Consider the following 22,090-nt stretch of genomic DNA (forward strand, 5'->3'; position numbering starts at 1 on the left):
ACTAGCTTATTTTATTAAAAAATAATCAATTATAGATATTGTTTTTTAATATTTTAATAATAATTTTACAATTTAAAGGGGGAATAAAAAATGACAAGAAAGATAGCATTTTATGGTAAAGGTGGAATAGGTAAATCAACTACACAACAAAATACAGCTGCAGCACTGGCTCATTTCTATGGCAAAAAAGTTTTTATTCATGGGTGTGACCCCAAGGCAGACTGTACACGTCTTATACTTGGGGAGATGACTCAAAGTACAATAATGGATACTCTTAGAGAAGAAGGGGAGGATTCAATAACAGAAGAAGCTGTTATTAAAACAGGATTTAAAGATATACGCTGTGTTGAATCTGGAGGACCTGAGCCTGGTGTTGGATGTGCAGGAAGGGGTGTTATAACCTCAATTAATTTAATGGAAGAGCTTGGAGCTTATTCTCCTGATCTTGACTTTGTGCACTTTGACGTTTTAGGTGACGTTGTATGCGGAGGATTCGCAATGCCTATTCGTGAAGGAAAAGCACAGGAAGTATATATTGTTGCATCTGGAGAAATGATGGCAGTATATGCGGCAAATAACATTTGTAAGGGTATACTGAAATATGCAGATCAAGGTGGAGTCAGATTAGGTGGTATTATATGCAACAGCCGTATGGTTGATAAAGAGTTAGAACTCATGGAAGAATTTACTAGTGCCATAGGCACTCAACTTATTCACTTTATACCTAGGGATAATATAGTTCAAAAGGCAGAGTTTAATAAACAGACAGTAGTGGAATATGATCCTGACTGCAATCAGGCAAAGGAATATGGAGAATTAGCACGTAAGATTATAGAAAATAAAAATTTTGTTATACCTAAACCTTTAAAGATTAGTGACTTAGAACAAATGGTTATGAAATATGGTCTATTGGATTAATTGAAAATTCCTATGTATGCTTAAAGCCTGTCAGTTTCTTAATGAGTCTAATTGTTGTAAATACCTCCTCCTCTTTTGTATATTATTTAGAAATTTAAAGATATATGAATTAAAAGTGTGAACAGAGTGGAGGTAGTTTACTTCAAATAAAAGATAATATTTAAAAATTAAGGAGGTATGTAAAAAATGCCATTAAAGCTATTTAAATGTGATGAAACTATTCCAGAACGAAAAAGACATTGTTATGTAAAACAGCCTGGAGAAGATACCACAATGTTTTTACCAGATGCAAACATAAATACTATTCCAGGAACACTTTCTGAAAGAGGCTGCAGTTTTTGTGGATCAAAGCTGGTTATAGGGGGAGTTCTCAAGGATACAATTCAGTTAATTCACGGTCCTGTTGGATGTTCATATAATACTTGGCACACAAAGCGTTATCCGAGTGATAATGATAATTTTCAGCTTAAGTATGCATGGTCAACTGATGTTAAAGAAAAGCATGTTGTGTTTGGCGGTGAAAAAGTATTAAAGCAAAGTATGCTGGAAGCTTTTGCGGAATTTCCAAATATAAAAAGAATGATAGTTTATACCACCTGTGCTACAGCATTAATTGGTGATGACCCAAAAGCAGTTGCAAGAGAAGTGCAAAAAGAATTAGGGGATGTAGATATATTTTGTTCGGAATGTGCCGGATTTGCAGGGGTTAGCCAATCGAAAGGACACCATGTATTCAATATTAGCTGGATGCATGATAAGGTGGGAACTTTTGAACCTGAAATCAAAAGTCCATATACCATAAATCTTATTGGAGATTATAATATTCAGGGAGACAGCTATGTTATAAACAGATATCTTGACAGATTGGGAATCCAGGTGATAGCCCATTTTACAGGTAATGGTACCTACGATGGCCTCAGGTCCATGCATAAAGCCAAGCTAAGCGTAGTTAACTGTGCCAGGTCTGCAGGATATATAGCCAATGAACTAAAAAAGTCATACGATATTCCCCGTATTGACATTGATTCATGGGGTTTTGATTATACTGCAGAAGGACTGAGGAAAATAGGTACATTCTTTGGAATAGAGGATAAAGTAGAAGAGTTAATAGCTGAAGAATATGCAAAATGGAAGCCAAAACTTGATTGGTACAAAGAAAGGTTAAAAGGTAAGAAAGCTTGTATATGGACAGGTGGACCGAGGTTATGGCACTGGACAAAATGCCTTGAAGATGATTTAGGTGTTGAAGTTGTAGCAATGTCATCAAAATTTGGGCACCAGGAAGATTTTGAAAAAGTAATTGCAAGGGGAAAGACAGGGGCAATTTATTTAGATGATGCCAATGAATTGGAATTCTTTGAAGTTTTAGATCAAATTAAAGCGGATGTAATATTTACCGGTCCTAGAGTTGGTGATTTAGTTAAAAAATTGCATATACCATATATTAATGGACACGCATATCACAACGGACCTTATATGGGATTTGAAGGTTTTGTAAATTTGGCAAGGGATGTATACAATGCTACCAGATCTCCACTTTGGAGTCTTGCCGGAGAAGATATAAGAGAGGTGTAGGATATTTATGAAAAGTAGAGTAGAAGAATTATTTTCATTTATTCAAGAGCGTTGTTTGTGGCAATTTTATTCTCGTTCTTGGGATAGAGAACAGAATATAAACCAAATTTTAGATACTACACTGGAAATTTTTGCAGGTAAGCAAGTAAAAGATGAAACATTAATGGATAAGTATTTTTACACTGAGGCCAAGTCATTTTCACAAGTTATTAAAGAGAAGTTTCCGTGGTTTTTAGAACTTGATGAATCGGAGAAAAAATCTTTAATTAATGACCTCAAGGCAAAATTATTAGATGTAACTGTAACAAAATCATTAAATGCAGAATTAAAAAATCCAAATTATTAACAAATTAGAATAGAGGTGACAATATGTCTTTAAAAATAAAAGAAAAAGAACGTGTGGGAGTAGTAAACCCGATGTATAATTGTCAGCCTTGCGGTGCAGAGTTTGCATCTATAGGACTAAAAGATTGCATTCCTTTAGTCCACGGCGGACAGGGATGCTCAATGTTTGTAAGGCTACTATTTGCACAGCATTTTAAAGAAAATTTTGAAATGGCATCATCTTCCATACATGAGCATGCAGCTGTTTTTGGAGGAAAGAAAAATGCGGAAGATGGAATTCAGGTACTTGTAGACAGGTATCCAGATTTAAGAATAATTCCTATTGTTACTACCTGTTCAACTGAAACCATAGGTGATGATATTGAAGGTATAGTGGAAATTATGAATAGGAAGCTAAAGAAATCACATCCTGATAGGAAAGTTACCCTTATTCCAGTTCATACCCCAAGTTATAGTGGAAGTCATGTTCAGGGCTATAATGTAGCTATAAAAGCATTCGTCAATGCTTTAGCAAAAAAAGGGGAGCCAAATGATAAATTGAATATTATAACTGGGTGGCTAAATCCCGGTGATGTAGTTGAAATTAAGCATATATTAAAAGAAATGGATGTAAAGGGAAATATACTTATAGATACGGAAACATTTATGACACCAATTATGCCAGATAAATCCAGATTTGCATACGGGAATACAACAGTAGAGGATATAGAAGATTCTGCTAATTCTCTTGGTACTATAGCTCTATGCAAATACGAAGGAGGTGCTGCAGCTCAGCTTCTTGAAACAAAATTTAAAGTTCCAGCAGTAATTGAGGATATACCTATTGGTATAAAAAATACAGATAAGTTTTTGAAAAACATCAGTAAATTAACAGGTAAACCAATACCACAATCATTGGTTGAAGAACGTGGATTAGCCATTGATACCATGGTAAATCTGGCCCACATGTTCTTTGCAAATAAAAAAGTTGCAATTTATGGTGATCCTGATTTGGTTATAGGACTTGCACAATTTTGTTTGGAATGTGAATTAGAACCTGTACTTCTTTTGCTGGGAGATGATAACAAGGCTTATCAAAAGGATGCTAGATTAACTGAAATAGAGGAAAATGCAAATTGTAATATAGAAGTAATATGGAATTCCGATTTGTGGGAATTAGAGCGCAGATTAAAGGATAAATCAATAGATATAGATTTGATTATGGGACATTCTAAAGGCAGATTTATGGCAATAGATTATAAAATTCCTATGGTTAGAGTGGGATTCCCGACTTTTGATAGGTCAGGTTTATGGAGACAGCCTGTTATTGGATACAAAGGTGCTATGCTGCTGGCTGACATGATTGCTAACACCATGTTTGCTGATATGGAAAACAAGCATGATAGAGAATGGATTTTAAATACATGGTAGTTCATAATAAATAAACTAGTAATTTTAAGTATATTGCCCATTTGACTGGAAGTCAATTAGTTATTAATGGGCAATATGCTCAATTAATTCAGTTTTCAGGGGGTGCTTTTTATTGAATAGTATAAATGATAGTATTGTTTTTCATGGTAAATTGAGTAGATTATACCGTCTGGCCAAAGAAGGCAAGATTAAAACTAATCTGCAGGGCAGCCATACCCGTCCGTGTAAATTTTGGACAGCTACAAAAATTTTGAGTGGTATAAGAAATTCCATTGTCATTGCTCATGGCCCCAGTGGATGTGCCTATGGAGTTAAACAATCGTATAAGTTAACCAACAGTAGAAACAGTGGTGCCCCTTATGAGGCAGTAGTCAGTACTAATATGGATGAAAAATATGTAATATACGGAGGAGAGAAAGGGTTAAAAGGAGCCATTAAAGAAGTAGATAATAAATATCATCCAGATGTAATTTTTATTGCTACCAGCTGTGCAACTGGGATTATCGGGGATAATGTAGATGCCGTGGCAGATAAAATAAAGGATGAGATAAATGCCCAAATAATGCCTATACATTGTGAAGGATTTGCAGGAGAATACAGAAGTGGATTTGATCTGGTATTTAAACAAATTGTAAGATTTATGGAACCTCCTACTGACGAAGAAAAAGCTAGATTGGCGCATTTTGTAAATATTGTAGGAGGTAAAATGGGACCTGAAAGAACTGAAGTGGATACAGATGTAAAAGAACTGGTAAGATTGATAAAGGGAATGGGTGCAGAAGTTAATTCAGTTATTGCAGGCAATTGTACTTTAGAGGAAATTAAAAGAGCACCTAGTGTTGCCGTAAATTGTACTCTTTGTCTGGATTTAGGCTATGCCATAGGAAATGCTATGTTAGAGGAATATGGAACTCCATTAAACTCCACGATATTACCTTATGGTATTAGTGCCACTAAAAAATGGTTAAAAGGTGCAGCTAAAAAATTAGGAATGGAAAAAGAAGCTGAAGATTTAATAGAAAGAGAATATAATGAAATAAAAGATGAATTTGAGGAAGCTAAAAAATTTCTTCAAGGGAAACTGGCTATTGTTGAGGGACATGATGCCATTAAATCATTATCCATTGCCCATATGCTTGAACGTGATCTTGGAATGCGTCCAGTTATATTTAATTTTCATCCCTGGAGTACAGAGGCAAGGGAAACCAGTATAGATTATTTATTAGAAACTGGATTGGATCCTGAGGTTTTAATTACTAAAGGTACTATTGCTTTTGGCAAATATGAATCCATGAAGCAGACGGAAGAGGAATTGCTGGCTTTTCTTGGGGGACTCAGTGAGGATTCAGCTGTTTATTTTGGTTCTTCTCTCAGCTTTCCAACCATACCTTTGGTGGATTTAAATGCGATACTAAACCGTCCGAGATTTGGATTTAGAGGGGCACTTAAGGTGGCTAAGTGTGTTAAAACAGCACTGGAATATTCTTTTAGGCCAAGAAGTTCATTATCTAAGAGAATGGTTTTTCCTGAAAAGTCAGGTCTTGCATCTATTCAATCATTAACACCTAAGCTAGGGCAAGATATGCCTGATTGTACAGTATATGCACATAGGAGGAGAGGTAAATGTATGATGAGTTAAAATTCCATAATTGTGAACACAGCAAGGATCCGGTTTTAGGATGTGCACTTGAAGGTGTTGCCAGTGTAATAGCAGGAATAGATGATGTGAGTATTGTTATTCATTCACCACAAGGGTGTGCAGCAACTGTGGCAAATGCATACGATTTACATGAGATAGATTTTACACGTAGAAAAATAGGTTGTACCCGTTTATTTGAAACAGATGTTATTATGGGAGCTTCGGAGAAACTTAAGCAACTTATAAAAGATGCAGATAATACTTTTAATACTAAAACTATGTTTGTAGTGGGTACCTGTGCTGCGGATATAATTGGTGAAAATATAGAAGGAATATGTAAAAGTATGCAGCCCGAGATAAAGGCAAGACTTATACCTATAGTTGCAGGAGGATTTAGAGGTAACAGCTATGACGGACAGGATATAGCCTTAAATGCCATTATACCACTTATAAAAAAGAGTGAAAAAAAATACAGAAATAGTGTAAATATTATATCACCACAGGCAAATTTAAATCCAACCTGGTGGGAAGATCTAAATTGGGTAATCAAAACTTTAAATTCATTAGGCATGAATGTTCAGGCAGTTCTTCCCCACAATACTTCCATGGAAGAAATTGAAAATGCAGCATCAGCATCGGCTAATATACTCTTAAGCCATGATGCAGGTTATGGGTTCGCAAAAAAAATGGAGAAAATACACAATATACCTTTAATTCTTTCGGATATCCCACTGCCCATTGGTACAGAAAATACTGCTAGGTGGCTTAGGGCAGTAGGCATGCATTTTGGCGTTGAAGATAAAGTAGAACAGATAATTAAAGAAGGAGAAGAAAAAGTAATAAGTTTGTTGAGAAAGAGGGCACTTATGATAATTCCACGTTATCGGAACTGCAGGATTGCCATATCTGCAGATGCTACTATGGGAATTGGCCTTGTGAGAATGTTATTTAAAGAATTAGAAATGATTCCTGAAGTTATAATGATAAAATCTGATAGGGAAGAAGCAAAAAAAGTACTTAATTGGGAGCTAAGCACCCTGGGTATTTCACCCAAGGTAGCATTTTCTGTAGATGGATATCAGATTAAAAAAGGGTTAAATGATTTTTGTGTTGATACAGTTATTGGTTCTGCCTGGGAAAAGTATATGGCAGAAGAAATAGGAATAAAAGTTGCCTTTGATGTTTTAAATCCCACAAATAGAGATATATATGTTGATAGAGCATATTTTGGATATGATGGTATGCTTAATATACTGGAAATTATGGGTAATGATTGGGAAAGAGCATACCGTTCAAAGGAAATTAGCTGGGCGCAATATGAATAATTTTTATTAGCTTTCTCCTATGATTTTTCCTGTTTCACTCGTATCATACAGGTCAATACCTTGAATTTCCATTTTGAATTCCTGGGAATTTAGTATGGAAAGTATTGTTTGAATAATGGGAGATTCAAAATCCTCTTTTTTAATAACTAAATCACATTTTTGTTTTTGTATTGGTATGAATTCTACATTTTTCACTTGAGAAATAGTTTTTTGATTTGCCACAGCAATATCTGCTTCACCTCTGGATACAGCACTTGCTGCTGCAAAATGAGAGAAAACTTCTACATCATAGCCATTGATAAGTTTTCCTGATATTCCAAGTTTCCTAAATTGTTCATCTATAAATATACGTATACTGGAACCTTTTTCTCTGTTTACCATAATAATGCCAGGCTTTGATAGATCATCCCATGAGGATATATTTTTGGGATTCCCTTTTAAAACGTAAAAACCCTGCATATGACATGCAAGACGGACAATTACGCAGGGAATACCAGGTAATAATCTGCGGATATAGGGTATATTGTAGATGTTATTGTCTGAATCCCATAGACTGCAAGAAGTAACAGAAGCATTGCCTTTATATAGATTTACCAACCCATCATAGCCTCCTATGTATCTTCGTAGTACTTGAAATTCATTTAGATGATGTCCCAGATGTTGCGTCAATACATCAAGAAGCAGTTCCTGGCCGCATATGATAAAGTTTTTGTCTTCGGATAATGGGGGTTGAAGTATTTGAGTCCTGTGTTCAATAATAGGATTAATAGTCTTAATATTATTAGTTCTGCTTTTATTTTTATAATATTCAACATCTTCAATGTCAACACGAACCTTTCGACCGATGCGATAAGAAGGCAATTCACCTTTCTTAATCAAATCATATACTGTATTTTTTGATATATCTAAAAGTTCCGCTACTTCTTGTGCGGATAATGATGTTTTATCTTTCATATAAATGCTCCACCTTTTTAATAAAATAATATGAATTGAACTACTTTAAACTAAAGCAGTAATCATTAAACATATTATCTACTATTTCATAGTATTTTGCAAGGCTAATATTATTTATTAAAGCTCATATAACATAGGAATACAAAAATGTTATATGAGCTTTAAATTCATAAATTTATTTTTTAGGATTCATTATGTCGTCTAGATCTTCGCTGTTTACATTATAATTATAATATATTTTGTAAAATTCTTCCACTTCTTTACTCATATCTATATCTGTAAACATGTCAGGGTATAAAGTTTTAGCTGCCCATAATACTTGTAGTGTATTATCACCACTTCTTGCACACCATACATTAACACCTTTGGGATTTATGTAAACTTTATTGTTTTTAACTGCATTAATGTTTTTAAATCGCTCATCTTTTAAAATTGCATCTTTGTTAGGTGCATCTCTGACTATAATACATCAGGATTCCATTGAACTACATTTTCTATAGAAACAGTTTTAGACATACCTGTAACTCCATTTTGTGCAGCTGTGTTTATACCACCAGCTGTTTCTATCCAGGAAGTAACTATTGAGTTATTTCCATCGGTACTTAAAGGGCTATCTGCTGAATAATATACTTTTAACTTGTCATTGTCAGAAATAGATGAAGTTTTTTCAGTAATACGTTTTATATTAGAATCATAATAGGAACAAAATTCAGAAGCTTTTTTATTTTCTTCTTCTCCAAGTAAATTCCCCATTAAAGTTACAGACTTTTTAAGTTCTTCTGGTGTATCGTAGGATATTATAACTACAGGTATATTTAATTGTTCTATTTTTTCCTGAAGTGCTTCTTTACCCGACCATAATACAACTACATCTGGTTTTGATTTAATAAGTTCTTCAATATTCACTTCTTTATCAAAAGGTGCCGATACTGTCTCTATTTTAGGATAAATTTTTATATACCAGGGATTGGATTTAATAGAAGGCAATGTTGCAACTATTTTATCAGCACCTCCTATCATTACTGCTAATTGAGTCATTGCTGTTCCATTTATGGCTATTCGGTTGACCTGGGAAGGTATAATTACTTTTCTTCCTGACATATCCGTAATAGTTTTTTTAGTAGAAGATTGTGTACTCTCACTATGGGTTTGTTTAGATTGTTTATTTGTACATCCTGCTGACCATAGCACTAAAGTCAGTATTATTAAAAATATATTTAATAGTTTAAAATTCTGTTTTTTCAAAGTTGAACACATCTCCTTATATAATTTATAAATTAATCAGTTTATTGTGGTACTTGTCCATTTAAAATTCTTTGAACTTCATCATCTGACAGTGAGTAATTAAAAAATGTTTTATAAAACCATTTAGTTTCCTTAGCAATATCTAAAGATTGGAACTTTTCAGGATATAAGGTCTTTGCTGCCCACTGGATTTGAAGGGCTTCTTCTGCACTATATCTATCCCAGGAAAAAGCCCCGTCTGGATTTACATATACTCTTTTATTTTTTACAGCATTTGTTTTTTGCCAGGTTTCATCGTTTAATATTTTATTAATACTTTCTTTTCTATCTGCACTGCCCACTGTGCTGCTTACTATAATAACATCAGGATTCCACTTTAATATTTGCTCCATAGATACTTCTTTTGCATTGCTGCTAACATCTCCAGATGCATTTATACCACCGGCTACTTTAATCCAGGAATCAATTATGGTATCTTTTCCATCTACTTTAAGGGGAGAAAAGTCTGCTAGATGAAGTACTTTAAGTTTTTGATCTTCTGGTATTTTAGAGGTAACATTATTTAACATAGTTATTTTTTTATCTAGGTAAGAAGTGTACTCCTCAGCTCTTTTTTTACCTTCTTCGCCCAGGATATCTCCTGTAAGTTTTACGCATGTTTTCATACTATCAAAATCTTTAAATTTAACTTGAACCACTGGAATTTTTAAAGCTAACATTTTATTAACATTTTTATTTTCTGTAGACATAAATAAAATATCCGGTTTACTCTTAATAAGTTCTTCCATGTTTATGTTACTTGCGTCCACACTAAATGCAGTAACTGCATTACTCATTTTAGGAGTTACTTTAAAAAGCCAAGGTTTTAATTGGGCGTTAAGGGTAGTTGCAACTATTTTATCTCCAGAACCAAGCATTACCACTATTGCATTATGAGCTCCCCAGGCATCGGCAATACGAGAAATATTGGTAGGTACTTCTACCGTACCTCCGCTTGAATCGGTAACTGTTATCTTGTTAGATTTAGTAGAAGTTTGAGTTTTGGATATTTGTTTATTACATCCGATTAATGTAAAAACTCCCAGTATAATACTGAACAATATTAAAGCTGATTTTTTCTTCATATTATAATCACTCCTAATTATCTATTAATTTTTAGCAATAGTTAGTTAACAAAGGTATACATGCCTTTATAGGTTCACCTTGGTTATTTACTGTACTGGTAATTTTTACATCAACTCCATAAGCTGACCTTAAATTTTTTTCCGTAACCACATCATCTACATTGCCCACAGTAAATATATTATTTTTCTGCATCAATGCTACTTTGCTGGAACAGAGAAAAGTATGATCAGGAAAATGTGTAGTCATAATGACTCCTAAGCCTTTTTTCACCAGGAAGTTGATCTGATCAAGTACTCTGATTTGGTTACCAAAATCTAAATTAGAAGTAGGCTCATCCATAACAAGAATACTTGGCTGCTGGGTTAGCGCTCTTGCTATTAAAACCATCTGCCGTTCTCCTCCACTGATTTCTGTATAGATTTTATTCTTTAAAAATGATATTCCTAAAGTTTCTAGAGATTCTTCTGCAATAGCTATGTCATTTTTTGAAGGTGATGCAAAAGCTCCTAAATGGGCAGTACGCCCCATAGTAACAACATCAAGTACAGAAAAAGGGAAGGGAGGGGTGTGGGCTTGAGGCACATACCCAATAGCTTTAGCTAGTTTTTTCCTAGACAAGTTGTTGATATTTTCTCCATCTAAAATAATCTCTCCACCTTGTAATTTTAAAAAGCCTAAAATAGTTTTAAAAAATGTAGTCTTACCTACACCGTTAGGCCCAAGCAAACATAGTGTTTCTCCAGATTTCACATTTACAGATATACCTTTAACTACAGCTCTGGATCCATAACCGCAAATCGCATTTTTAATTTCTAGCTTCATATCCAACCTCTCCTTCCTTTTAACAATAGATAAATGAATATAGGAGCACCTATAATGGCTGTAAGTATCCCAAGGGGGATTTCCACAGTAAATATACTGCGGGCTACATCGTCTACTAAAAGTAGAAAAGTACTTCCGATAAGTATAGAAGCAGGCAATAAAAGCTTATAATTGGGTCCTACCAAAAATCTAGCAATATGTGGAATAATAAGTCCTACCCAGCCTATCATCCCACTGATTGATACAGATGATGCTGTAAGCAAAGTTGAACAAATGATAACTACTATACGAATTTTACGGGTGTCTATTCCCATGGCCTGAGCTTCCTCTTCTCCAAAAGACAGAACATTGAGTTTCCATCTTAAAAGTAATATGGGAATGATTCCTAAAATTAGTGGAATAATTAGAATTATTACATCTCTTGTACTAACGGAAGAGAGACCTCCCATAAGCCAGAAAGTAATGGCCGGTAATTTGCTCTCAGGATCAGCTATATATTTAGTAATAGAAATAAAAGATGAAAACAAGGTTGAAATGACCATTCCTGTAAGTACAAGTACTAAAATGGCGTTATTTCCTCTACCTATAATACTGGCGATTGTGTATGTAAGGAGTACAGCGGCAAGTCCTAATAAAAAGGCAGAAAATTGTATACCTACAATGTTGAAAGACATTAAAATAGCAATAGCAGCTCCAAAACCTGCACCAGCAGAAGCACCTAAAATATCTGGAGAAACCATGGGATTCTTAAATAACCCTTGATATGTGGCACCTGCTGTGGCTAAGGCAGCTCCCACCATCATGGCAGCAATAATTCTAGGAATACGAACTTGAAATAAAACCGTTTCTACAGTTTGAGACCAGGTTATAGGAAGGTTAAAAAGTTTGCCTGTAAAAATATCAAATAATTGAGAAAGTGGAATGCCATATCTTCCAAGGGTAAGGGATAATATGAAAGCAATTACAGGCATTATAGTTAGACCAATCATAACATTATTTTGTTTTCTTTTTTCTTTTTTTACGGAATTGGGCATATACATTGATATTGTTGATTTCTGTTCTATTTTACTTACACTTTTCATTTAAATCACCCTTTTGATTTATATTAGTTTAAATGGGCAAAACCATTTGTAAATATATAAAATGAAATTTGTTCACTTCAAATTATTTGGTAATTTCCTCATGTATTTGTGCATCTGTTATGTTGTCATACAAATATACTTTTGAGTAAAAGATCTTAACTTCTTTGTCGATATCCAAATTTACTTTATCGGGATAAAGAGTATTTGCTGTCCATACTAGACCCATTAATGACTGAATTCTATCTAACATTTCGTATTTTAAAGATGCATAAACACGTTTATTCTTTACAGCATTTATACCTTCCCACTGGGGACTTAAAAGTATTTCATCACGTGCTCCGGAGGTTTTGGTTATAATCACATCTGGATTAAATTTGAGAATTTGCTCCATAGAAGCAGTTATACTCTCATTTTCTTCATCTGCCTTTGATATAGAAACAGTATCATAAAGGTTTATCCCTCCTGCATCCCGTATAATTGAAGCCATAATGCTTTTTGTTCCCACTGTTTTATTGATGTCTGGCTGAGCATAATATACTTTTAGTTTCTCATTTTCAGAAATTTTAGATGTTTTGTTTATAACTTTGGCAATGGTCTTACTCCAGTAATCTGCCAGCTCATTTCCTTCTTTTTCGTTACCCACCAGTTTTCCTATAAATCTCCAAGATTCTTCATATTCTAAAAGGCTATCCTTTGAAGCTGCAACTATTGGAGCAGAATAATCCTGCTGTTCTTTGTCAAGGTTTGTATCTTTCTTTAAAGATACAATAACATCTGGTTTTATGGTTAGCATTTGTTCTCTACTTATATTTCCATCGTGAAAAATTCCTGTTACAGGAAGGCTTCTAAGTCTCTCAATCTCTTCATTTTTCATAAAAAATAGCCGATCTTTAAATTGCTTATCAATGCTGGCTAATTTTTTTGGGGCTAATCTCCAGACCATATGTGAAGGAATGGGATGGATACAGCTGATTTTATTAATTTCAGAGGGTATATTAACTTTGCGTCCGGCCATATCAGTAATACTGACAGTTTTATTTCCAGATGACGCTTCTTTGATATTACTGTTTTTTCCGTTGCATGCTGAGAGCAGCAATGATGATGTTATTAACAATGATGCAGTATAAATAATAATATTTGAAGTCCTTTTTTTCAAATCAATCGTCTCCCTTAATTCAATTTTCTTGGCTATTGGGAATCTTTAAATATAATGTAATATATTTTTATTGTGCAATAGCATTTTTTAACAGTTCTTGTACTTCTTGATCTGTAAGTTCATAGTTATAGAAGGTGTGGAAGAAATTTTTTATTTCCTTATTCATATCTAATTTAACGTATTCCGGATATAGTAAATTTGCCAGCCATTCTATACCGAGTACCCTCACAGCGGAAGGTGGCCTGTCAACCCAGTTAAAAGGTAGTGAAGGTGTAATGTATATTTTTTTGTTCTTTATTGCGTTAATGTTTGACCATCTAGTGTCACTGTAGACTTTAGAATAAAAGTCTCCTTTCATTCCGGTAGCACCTACTAAAATAACATCTGGATTCCAGGACATTATCTGTTCCATAGATACATTTGCCATAGAACCAACCTTGGTTTCGTATATGTCAGCTACGTTTTTACCTCCTGAATCATCCAGTACTTCAGTGTGTACATTTCCAGAGATATCAGTTTGAAGCCAGGAAGCTCCTTCTGCATAATATACCTTTAGCTGCTTGTCTGTAGGTATCTTTTTAACCATTTCTTCTGTATTATCAAGGACTTTTCTGCAGTAATCAGCAAGAGTTTTTGCTCTTTTTTGTTCTCCCAGGCACTCTCCTAAGAAGGTAAATACCTTGTCAGAATTATTTACGTCTATATCTACCATTACTACTGGAATTTTAAGCTGTTTTTGAATATCATCAGCAGCGTAAACTTCATCTTCATTTGAAGCGACGATTAAATCTGGTTTTAGCTTAATTATATTTTCAAAATTACTGCTTTTATCTTCACTTGCTCCAATTACGGGAAGTTTAAAATATTTTTCACCAATATATTTTTTAGCATCAGGTTTTAGAGTAAAACTCCAACCTAATAGTTTATCTGGTGCCAGCATAAATACATCAACAGTTGTATTGTTACTAAGAGAAATCACTTTGTTCACTTTAGTTGGAATAGTTACTTTTCTTCCCTCCATATCAGTAACTTCCCTGGTAGTTTTTGTTTCTGATGCTGTTTTATTAGAATTAGTACTACAAGCAGTAATGCTAACAGTAGTCATGATAAAAGCTAATCCCAGCACAATTATGAATTTTAATTTTTTAGTCATGTTAATAACCCCCTCTATATACGTATTACGATTAAACTATAATTTTTTTAATTTGTTCTTCAGTTTCTGGACCTTTATAACAAAATGATAACTTATCATAATAAATGCATTTTCCTCGACAGTACATTTTATTTTTACAATCTCTAATACAGAGATTCTTTATTATTTCTTTTCTATAATCTTTATATTTTTCATGCCAGATGGCTTCCATAGTATATTGTTTCAGATTGTAGGAAAACCTTTGATCATTAGCAAAGGAACAGGGTTTTACATTCAATTCTTCATCAATATAAACTGAAAAAAACCCACATTCGCAGGAATCAATATAGTCTACATTGATATCTGTATACCTCATTAGAACTGGTACAAAACAGGCATCAAAACCCACTCTGGCAGTGCACATATTATTTTCAGTTAAGGATGTAAATTCCTTGAACTTCTCATCCATATTTAAACATTTATCTATAGAAGCCCTGCCTTTAGGCTTATAAGTTAAAAAAATTATGCCGTTGATATTTTTGAATAAATCATTATATTTGCCCTTTAAAATATCTATAGCTTCATATATTGACCCATTATCTAAAATAAAATGTATATTTGCCTTTATACCTTCGTCTGCAAGAAGTTTTATTTTATTTGGTTTTAATTCATTAATTGTACCAATTGATATTGCAGCAGCACCTACTCTTTCTTTCATATATTTAGCCATAGTTTTGTCAAGATGAATTCCATTAGTTGTAAAATTAGCTACAATACCTTTTTTATTTGTTTTTTTGAGTATTTGTATAAAATATGGATGTTCTAAAGGTTCACCGCCGCCTAAAGCAACTTGAAATACATTTCCCCATCTTTTACTATTTAAAGAGGATAGAATATAATCATACTCATCCAACAGCATAAAAGAATTATTTTCTGTGCTTCCCTTATAGCAAAATTCACATCCTTTTGTACAATGATTGCTAATTGAAATATCCGCTAACTCCGGCCAGGGTGCATATTCTGGATTAGTATTAATGGAGCTTCCCCAACGCATAGTTACTCCGGTTTCCGTATCTCCATAGAAGTTATAATTTTTACTATGCCTTCTTACTTTCATCTAATCTACCTCCAGTAAATATCATTTGATTTTGTCACATTTATCAGTATCTTTTTTTTCACAACTGCCACAAGCTATATTCTCACAATTTTTTTCTATGGGAGGGGTATCATCTTTTATTACCTGAACAGATCCCAAACCTTTAAATTCACCAGAAAGTCTTCCGTTTACAAAATATTCGCCATATATATAAGACCATAATTCTTCCTCACTTAAAGTTGAAAAGTCTACATCTTCTATAGGTTTATCAAATGAAATATCATACTTACAATCTCTCTTTTTAATAAGTGCATACCTTTTAGAGTATACTTCTCTGTCAAGTAATTTTATCTTTGTTCCAGTATTGATTAAATCTTCTCGTACTGCGTTATAGATTCTGCTTCTCTTTACATTGTTAGTATAAAATTCAGGTTTTTTCTTCTTCATAAACTCAATAAAGTCTACATTCATTGTAATGATATAACTTACGGAACTACTGTTTGTTACATAATCAGTTCTTATTTTCATAACTTTTTCACCTCTTGGCTTTTTTAATGTTTTAATACATTTTAGTATTAAAAGTTACACTATTTCTCAAAATAGGTGCTTTAGTAATGTTTAGTAGTGTTTTGTATCATTATATTTTTTATTTTATTAAAAGTCAAGTTTTATAGGGCGATTTTTATTTATTTATTAAAAAAACCACTAATAAATTATCGATATATAACTTTGCGTATAATTTCTCGTTATAAAAGTTACTTCATCTAAGGAATGGATAATAATGTTACTTTATATTTTTATTTTTTTTTATACAGTAAAAAATAGGAATAAAAGTTTGAGGTAAAGGGAAAAAGTGCCAGTATTAATATAATAATACTGGCACTTGCTATATTACTTCTATACTATATAGGCAAAAATTAATAATAGATTATAAGGATATAATGATGCTTATTTAAAGCAGCATCGAGTTTATTTCAGATAATACTAAGTTTGTTGATTAAGAAAATAATTTTTCATTGTAAAATTTGATTAACAATATCTTGAGATATTACTCCTTCTCCTCCTAGAATATGAATTTGATTGGCATTTGCTGTTTTTGATTTGATATAATTTTTTATATCACTAGAATTATTTTTATCAAGTAATACAACTGGTGCATTTTCTTTGCTAGCTGCAGCAGAACCACAGAGGGCATCTGCAAATTCGCTTCCTGAGGCAAGATAAATGTTGGATAAATCATATTTATCATCAAACTTACTTAACACGGCAAGATTTGTAGCATATCTATCTAGACCTGATATTCTTTCAGCTCCTAAATTTTTAACTATACTATCATGTACAACTCCAGTTCCGCCAATTACATATGGTGTACTTTTGTTGTCCTTTATATATTGTAAAGTGTCGTCATTTAACTGGCTGCCATCTGTCAGAAGTATAGGACTTCCTGATAAGGCTGCATAAGATGATATGGATATACCATCTGAAAATTCTTTTCCAGAAGCTATAAATACCTGTCCAGGACTGCTTATTTGTTTTGCAACTTCAAGTGAAGTAGCATATCTATCTGAACCGGATATTCTCTCTATATTTATTCCCATTGTTTTTAGGGCATTTTCTATTGAGCCTGATATAACTCCGATACCTCCAATTATATATACTTTCTTCACCTTCAATCTTGAAAGTTCTGCTGCTGTATTTTTATCAAGTGAATCATTTGAAGTTAACAGTATAGGTGCATTTATTTGTTTTGCAAAAGGTGCTGCACTAAGTGCATCGGCAAAAGCTTCCCCGGAAACTAATACTGCTGAATCTGTATTAGCCCATCCATTTTCCGATATTTTTACTGAAGTTTCGTATCTATTTGAGCCGCTTAATCTTACTTGTTTAAAAGCTTGTTTATTTATAGTATAAGTATCAATGGCTTCCATGGTATCAGTTCTGTAAGTCGTAATGGTAAAGCTGTTATTTTTTATGCTTACATCTGAAAATGTTGGAACATGATCCTGTTCTTTTTTAGCTTCATAGTAGTTATTTACATCAGGCTGCTGTAATTCATAATATTTGCTTCCGCTGGCTGAGTCTGCAGTTATATATAAAACTCCTTCTGGATTTGTGACTTTACCATCTTTTGCATCATCAGCATCAACTGCTTTTCCTCCTGACATTTGATAAGTTCTGGTATAACTGTGGTCATGTCCATCTAAAACTACATCTATGCCAAGGGCCTCAAAAACTTCTGGATGGGTAACTCTCCTGGCTGCTATATCCTCATCTGTTTCATGGGTTGCTGAGCTGTAAATGGAATGGTGCATTGCTGCTATCTTCCATTTTACATTTGGATTTGCAGCTATTGCCTCCTGCATGAATGCCTTGTGGTCCTGGGCATTTATATCATTGCTGTTAAGCATCATAAACAATGTGTTTCCATACACATAATACAGCGTGACAGTATATAATTATTACAGGGCTAATACTCAATATATATTTATTTTTATTTTTTTTGCTGCCATTTGCATAATAGGTGGAAAAAAGGGATTTAGATCTGTATTAGGTCTTGTATTTACATTAGCCTGTATTATATTTTTATTTGTACCCCTATTATACAGGGGCTATTCTCCAATTTTATCCTCAATTATAGTAATAATTATAACCACCTGTGTTACACTATTTTTATTAAATAGCTGGAGTGCAAAAACTTTATCGGCTATATTAGGTACCATATCAGGTGTTATAATTGCAGGAATAATTGAATTTATATTTGGCCACTTTGCTCATTTGACAGGCCTTAATTTAACTGGAGTCGAAAGTCTAAATATGATTTCTAACGTATCCGGTATGAAAGTATATCAATTGTTAACTGCAGGAATTTTAATATCATCTCTAGGAGCTGTAATGGATCTTAGTATATCAATAGCTTCTTCCATACAGGAAATATATATATCAAATAATAATATAAGTAAAAAAGAATTATTTAAGTCAGGAATGAATGTAGGAAAAGATATGATGGGTACTATGGCCAATACTTTAATTTTAGCTTTTACAGGGGCATCACTTACTATGCTCATAATAATTTATTCTTATAATGTAAGTTATAATCAACTTATTAACATGGATATGGTAAGTTTAGAAATAATCCAGGGATTAACTGGTAGTATGGCAATAATCTTCACAGTTCCCATAGTTTCACTTATTTCAGCAGAAATTATTACAAGATTTTTAGGTAAAAATAAACGAGAAAAATAATTTTTAAATTTTATCTAAAGGTTGTAATTAGCTAATCCCTCCACTTCTTCTTCTTTAAGGTGGATGATAGTACTGCAGCTCTCCTTGATAAGTTTTTATTGTAAACCTGCATTTTTTCTAGGTTTACAATGTGGGTATATTATATTAATATATAATATATACTACTTAAAGTATTATGGAAGGGGAGTTTAACTTGAAAGAACTTATTAAATATTTAGAGGAAAAAATTCTAAAGGGACAAGCTATAAATTTTGAAGAAGCTATGCAGTTAACCAGTATTGAAGTAGAAACAGATATAAAACAATTATGCCATAGTGCAGATAATATACAGGAGTGTTTTTGTGGTGTGGAAGTAGATTTATGTACCATAATGAATGCCAAATCAGGAAGGTGTACTGAAGATTGCAAGTTTTGTGCCCAGTCCGGACACTACAAAACTAATGTGGAAAATTATGAACTGGTTTCAAAGGAAGAAGCTTTAAAATTGGCAAAAGAAAATGAAAGTGAAGGAGTAACTAGATTTTCTCTAGTTACAAGTGGCAAAGGAATTCATGGAAAAGACTTTGAAAAGGTATTAGATATATATGAAGAACTAAACCAAGAGAATAAAATGGATTTGTGTGCTTCACTCGGTATATTGGGATATAAAGATTTGCTTAGATTGAAACAATGTGGGGTGACAATGTATCATCATAATTTAGAGACCAGTAGAGAATATTATAAAAAGATATGTACAACTCACAGCTATGATGAAAGAATAGATACTATAAATGCAGTGAAAAAAGCAGGACTTCAGTTATGCTCGGGGGGAATTATTGGACTTGGAGAAAGCTTGGAAGATAGAGTTAAACTAGCTTTCCAGCTTAAGGAACTTGAAGCCCAATCTATTCCCATAAATATACTTAATCCGGTTAAAGGAACCCCTCTTGAAAATGCTCCTAAGTTAAGCCAAAATGAGATATTAAAAACCGTGGCAATCTTTAGATTTATAAACCCTAAAGCTTTTATAAGACTTGCAGGAGGAAGAAATCTTATGGAGAGTTTTGGAGAAAATTGTTTCCATGCAGGAGCAAACGCTGCAATTACAGGAAATTATCTTACCACATCGGGAAATAAAATATATGATGATAAAAAGATGATAGAAAAATTGAAATTGAAGATTAGAAAAAAATGTGTATAAATAGAAAAATATATCCTAATAGCTACAGAAATATTAAAGTATTTGTGAAATGAATCGAATAAAGCTACTAAATAAGATATTTTGGGAGGCATAATAAGCATGGAAAAAATACTTGAATCATTTTTAGAAGTTGCACCTGTATTAAAAGATATTTTCCAAGAAGATATATTAGTAGCTGTAGCGGATACTGATGAATTTTTGTACTATCATAAGGGGGACACTCTTGATCTCCATATTAAAATCGGACAGAAGTTATCTGTGGATGAACCATTATATAAAACAATTCATGATGGTGAAATATACATTATTACGGTAGCAGAAGAAGTATATGGAGTACCATTTAAGTCTGTTTCATATCCAATTAAAAATTCAAAAGGAAAAGTTATTGGAGGGGTTGGCATAGGCAAGAGTTTAACTGGGCACTTAAAAGTGGAACAGGCAACGGCAAGTATGTTTAGTTCATTACAACAGACAAATGCAAGTATAGAGGAGATTGCTGCTAATTCACAAAAGCTTTTATGTTCAATGAATAATATTGTAGACTCTGCTGAATCCACAGGGGAAAAGATAAAAGAGACAGATGGAATACTGAATATCATTACAGGCATATCTTCCCAATCCAATTTGCTAGCTTTAAATGCAGCTATTGAAGCCGCAAGAGCAGGAGAGGCGGGAAGAGGTTTTTCAGTTGTTGCAGATGAAATGCGAAAGCTTTCCCAAATAAGTGGGGAATCGGCAAAGAAAATATCAAAACTACTTTTAGAAATGAGAGGAGCTATAGATGAAGTCATTAAAGAAATAAACAGTACAAAACTTATGGCTGAATCACAGGCTGCGTCCACAGAAGAAATAACTTCTACATTAGAGGAAGTTACTTCCAATTCAGAAGTGCTGGTAAATATGACTAAAAATGTATAAAATTTTTATCATAACGCTGGAATTAGCTAATATTCCCATCTTCTTTAAGATGGGAGATAAGCATTTCTCTATAGCAAACGCTACCTGAACCTCTGAATTACTCGATTATTATAATAATACTATGTCATATGTGTAGAGGAACATATGACATCTCTCTTGAAAGACATAATATTTTATTATATTATAGAGATATGGAGGCAAAAGGAGGAGATTTATGCCAAGGAGAGAAAAGAATTTATCTCAAAGTATTGCAGAGGATATATTTTCAATGATTACTATAGATAAGAAATTTTCGGTGGGAGATAAACTTCCAAATGAAAATGAACTCTCTGACCTTATGCAGGTAAGCAGGACTACATTAAGGGAAGCAATTCGTATTTTGGTTGCCCGTAATGTTCTTGAAATTAGAAGGGGAAAAGGCACATTTGTAGTAAATCAGGAAGGTTTTCATGAAAACTTTGGCTTGGAGGAACTTTCTACAATAAAATTAAATGCTAGAGACTTATATGAAATGAGATTGATTTTTGAACCTGAAACTGCCTATTACGCTGCAAAGAGGGCTACAGATAAGGAGATAAAAAGAATAATTTACTATGGTAGACTAGAAGAACAAAAAATTTTAAATAAAGAAGACAGAACTGAAACTGAAAGGGTTTTTCATAAATCCATTGCAAAAGCCACCCATAATGAATTTATGAATAGGCTTATGCCTATACTTTATAAATCCATTGATAAGGGTGTTATGTTGTCAGATGATAATGAAGCTGTAATACAAGATACACTAAATGATCACCGCATGATAATGGAATTTTTATCCAAGAGAGATGCAGAAGGGGCAAAAACTGCAATGAAGCTTCATATCATACATGCTATGAGAGGTATGGGTATATACGAAGAATAAGATAAATGTTAATTTTTATAGTTA

20 protein-coding genes are annotated in these 22,090 nt (G+C 33.3%); 10 read left to right on the top strand and 10 right to left on the bottom strand.

The window, feature by feature from the left end:
* Nucleotides 1-90 precede the first annotated feature (90 nt).
* From nifH to V7Q02_RS00150, 6 genes are all read left to right on the top strand, one after another.
* Nucleotides 91-918, top strand: coding sequence for a nitrogenase iron protein (gene nifH / locus V7Q02_RS00125; protein WP_333858920.1), 828 nt, complete (start codon nt 91-93; stop codon nt 916-918).
* A 186-nt stretch (nt 919-1,104) separates the two neighbouring features.
* The gene (gene vnfD, locus V7Q02_RS00130) at nt 1,105-2,493 is read left to right on the top strand and encodes a nitrogenase vanadium-iron protein, alpha chain (protein WP_333858921.1); all 1,389 of its coding nucleotides are present in this window, start codon (nt 1,105-1,107) and stop codon (nt 2,491-2,493) included.
* A 7-nt stretch (nt 2,494-2,500) separates the two neighbouring features.
* Complete coding sequence (locus V7Q02_RS00135; RefSeq protein WP_333858922.1) at nt 2,501-2,839, top strand: Fe-only/vanadium nitrogenase subunit delta; 339 nt, start codon at nt 2,501-2,503, stop codon at nt 2,837-2,839.
* 23 nt (nt 2,840-2,862) lie between these two features.
* Nucleotides 2,863-4,248, top strand: coding sequence for a nitrogenase component 1 (locus V7Q02_RS00140; protein WP_333858923.1), 1,386 nt, complete (start codon nt 2,863-2,865; stop codon nt 4,246-4,248).
* 112 nt (nt 4,249-4,360) lie between these two features.
* A complete protein-coding gene (locus tag V7Q02_RS00145) occupies nt 4,361-5,887 on the top strand; it encodes a nitrogenase component 1 (RefSeq protein ID WP_333858924.1) in 1,527 nt (508 codons plus the stop codon).
* Nucleotides 5,872-7,212 carry a nitrogenase component 1 gene (locus V7Q02_RS00150; RefSeq protein WP_333858925.1) on the top strand — a complete coding sequence of 447 codons (1,341 nt, stop codon included), beginning with the start codon at nt 5,872-5,874 and terminating at the stop codon, nt 7,210-7,212. Before V7Q02_RS00145 ends, V7Q02_RS00150 begins: the two co-directional genes overlap by 16 nt.
* Before the next feature lie 6 nt (nt 7,213-7,218).
* Here the strand turns inward: V7Q02_RS00150 and V7Q02_RS00155 are convergent, their stop codons facing one another.
* From V7Q02_RS00155 to V7Q02_RS00200, 10 genes are all read right to left on the bottom strand, one after another.
* Nucleotides 7,219-8,166, bottom strand: coding sequence for a helix-turn-helix transcriptional regulator (locus tag V7Q02_RS00155; protein WP_333858926.1), 948 nt, complete (start codon nt 8,164-8,166; stop codon nt 7,219-7,221).
* 459 nt (nt 8,167-8,625) lie between these two features.
* The gene (locus V7Q02_RS00160; RefSeq protein WP_333858927.1) at nt 8,626-9,411 is read right to left on the bottom strand and encodes an ABC transporter substrate-binding protein; all 786 of its coding nucleotides are present in this window, start codon (nt 9,409-9,411) and stop codon (nt 8,626-8,628) included.
* A 41-nt stretch (nt 9,412-9,452) separates the two neighbouring features.
* Nucleotides 9,453-10,535: an ABC transporter substrate-binding protein gene (locus V7Q02_RS00165; protein WP_333858928.1), complete on the bottom strand. Its 1,083-nt coding sequence runs from the start codon at nt 10,533-10,535 to the stop codon at nt 9,453-9,455.
* 31 nt (nt 10,536-10,566) lie between these two features.
* Entirely contained in the window at nt 10,567-11,358 is a 792-nt protein-coding gene (locus V7Q02_RS00170) for an ABC transporter ATP-binding protein (protein ID WP_333858929.1), read from the bottom strand.
* Nucleotides 11,355-12,440 (bottom strand): FecCD family ABC transporter permease, encoded by a 1,086-nt coding sequence (locus V7Q02_RS00175; protein ID WP_333858930.1) that lies wholly within the window; start codon nt 12,438-12,440, stop codon nt 11,355-11,357. The genes V7Q02_RS00170 and V7Q02_RS00175 overlap by 4 nt, the downstream gene beginning before the upstream one ends.
* Before the next feature lie 82 nt (nt 12,441-12,522).
* Nucleotides 12,523-13,596 (bottom strand): ABC transporter substrate-binding protein, encoded by a 1,074-nt coding sequence (locus tag V7Q02_RS00180; RefSeq protein ID WP_333858931.1) that lies wholly within the window; start codon nt 13,594-13,596, stop codon nt 12,523-12,525.
* Nucleotides 13,597-13,663: 67 nt separating this feature from the next.
* Nucleotides 13,664-14,749, bottom strand: coding sequence for an ABC transporter substrate-binding protein (locus V7Q02_RS00185; RefSeq protein WP_333858932.1), 1,086 nt, complete (start codon nt 14,747-14,749; stop codon nt 13,664-13,666).
* 31 nt (nt 14,750-14,780) lie between these two features.
* Nucleotides 14,781-15,845 (bottom strand): radical SAM protein, encoded by a 1,065-nt coding sequence (locus V7Q02_RS00190; protein WP_333858933.1) that lies wholly within the window; start codon nt 15,843-15,845, stop codon nt 14,781-14,783.
* Between the two features lie 21 nt (nt 15,846-15,866).
* Nucleotides 15,867-16,352: a hypothetical protein gene (locus tag V7Q02_RS00195; protein WP_333858934.1), complete on the bottom strand. Its 486-nt coding sequence runs from the start codon at nt 16,350-16,352 to the stop codon at nt 15,867-15,869.
* A gap of 485 nt (nt 16,353-16,837) precedes the next feature.
* Complete coding sequence (locus V7Q02_RS00200) at nt 16,838-18,235, bottom strand: cell wall-binding repeat-containing protein (RefSeq protein ID WP_333858935.1); 1,398 nt, start codon at nt 18,233-18,235, stop codon at nt 16,838-16,840.
* A 31-nt stretch (nt 18,236-18,266) separates the two neighbouring features.
* Between V7Q02_RS00200 and V7Q02_RS00205 the strand changes: the two genes are divergently transcribed.
* From V7Q02_RS00205 to V7Q02_RS00220, 4 genes are all read left to right on the top strand, one after another.
* Nucleotides 18,267-19,067 carry a YibE/F family protein gene (locus V7Q02_RS00205; protein ID WP_333858936.1) on the top strand — a complete coding sequence of 267 codons (801 nt, stop codon included), beginning with the start codon at nt 18,267-18,269 and terminating at the stop codon, nt 19,065-19,067.
* 193 nt (nt 19,068-19,260) lie between these two features.
* Nucleotides 19,261-20,247 carry a biotin synthase BioB gene (gene bioB, locus V7Q02_RS00210; protein WP_333858937.1) on the top strand — a complete coding sequence of 329 codons (987 nt, stop codon included), beginning with the start codon at nt 19,261-19,263 and terminating at the stop codon, nt 20,245-20,247.
* A 99-nt stretch (nt 20,248-20,346) separates the two neighbouring features.
* Entirely contained in the window at nt 20,347-21,165 is an 819-nt protein-coding gene (locus V7Q02_RS00215; protein ID WP_333858938.1) for a methyl-accepting chemotaxis protein, read from the top strand.
* A 214-nt stretch (nt 21,166-21,379) separates the two neighbouring features.
* Nucleotides 21,380-22,066: a FadR/GntR family transcriptional regulator gene (locus tag V7Q02_RS00220; protein ID WP_333858939.1), complete on the top strand. Its 687-nt coding sequence runs from the start codon at nt 21,380-21,382 to the stop codon at nt 22,064-22,066.
* The last annotated feature ends 24 nt before the right edge of the window (nt 22,067-22,090 follow it).

This window comes from Clostridium sp. (genome assembly GCF_036781005.1).
Classification (GTDB): Bacteria; Bacillota; Clostridia; order Clostridiales; family Clostridiaceae; genus Clostridium_B.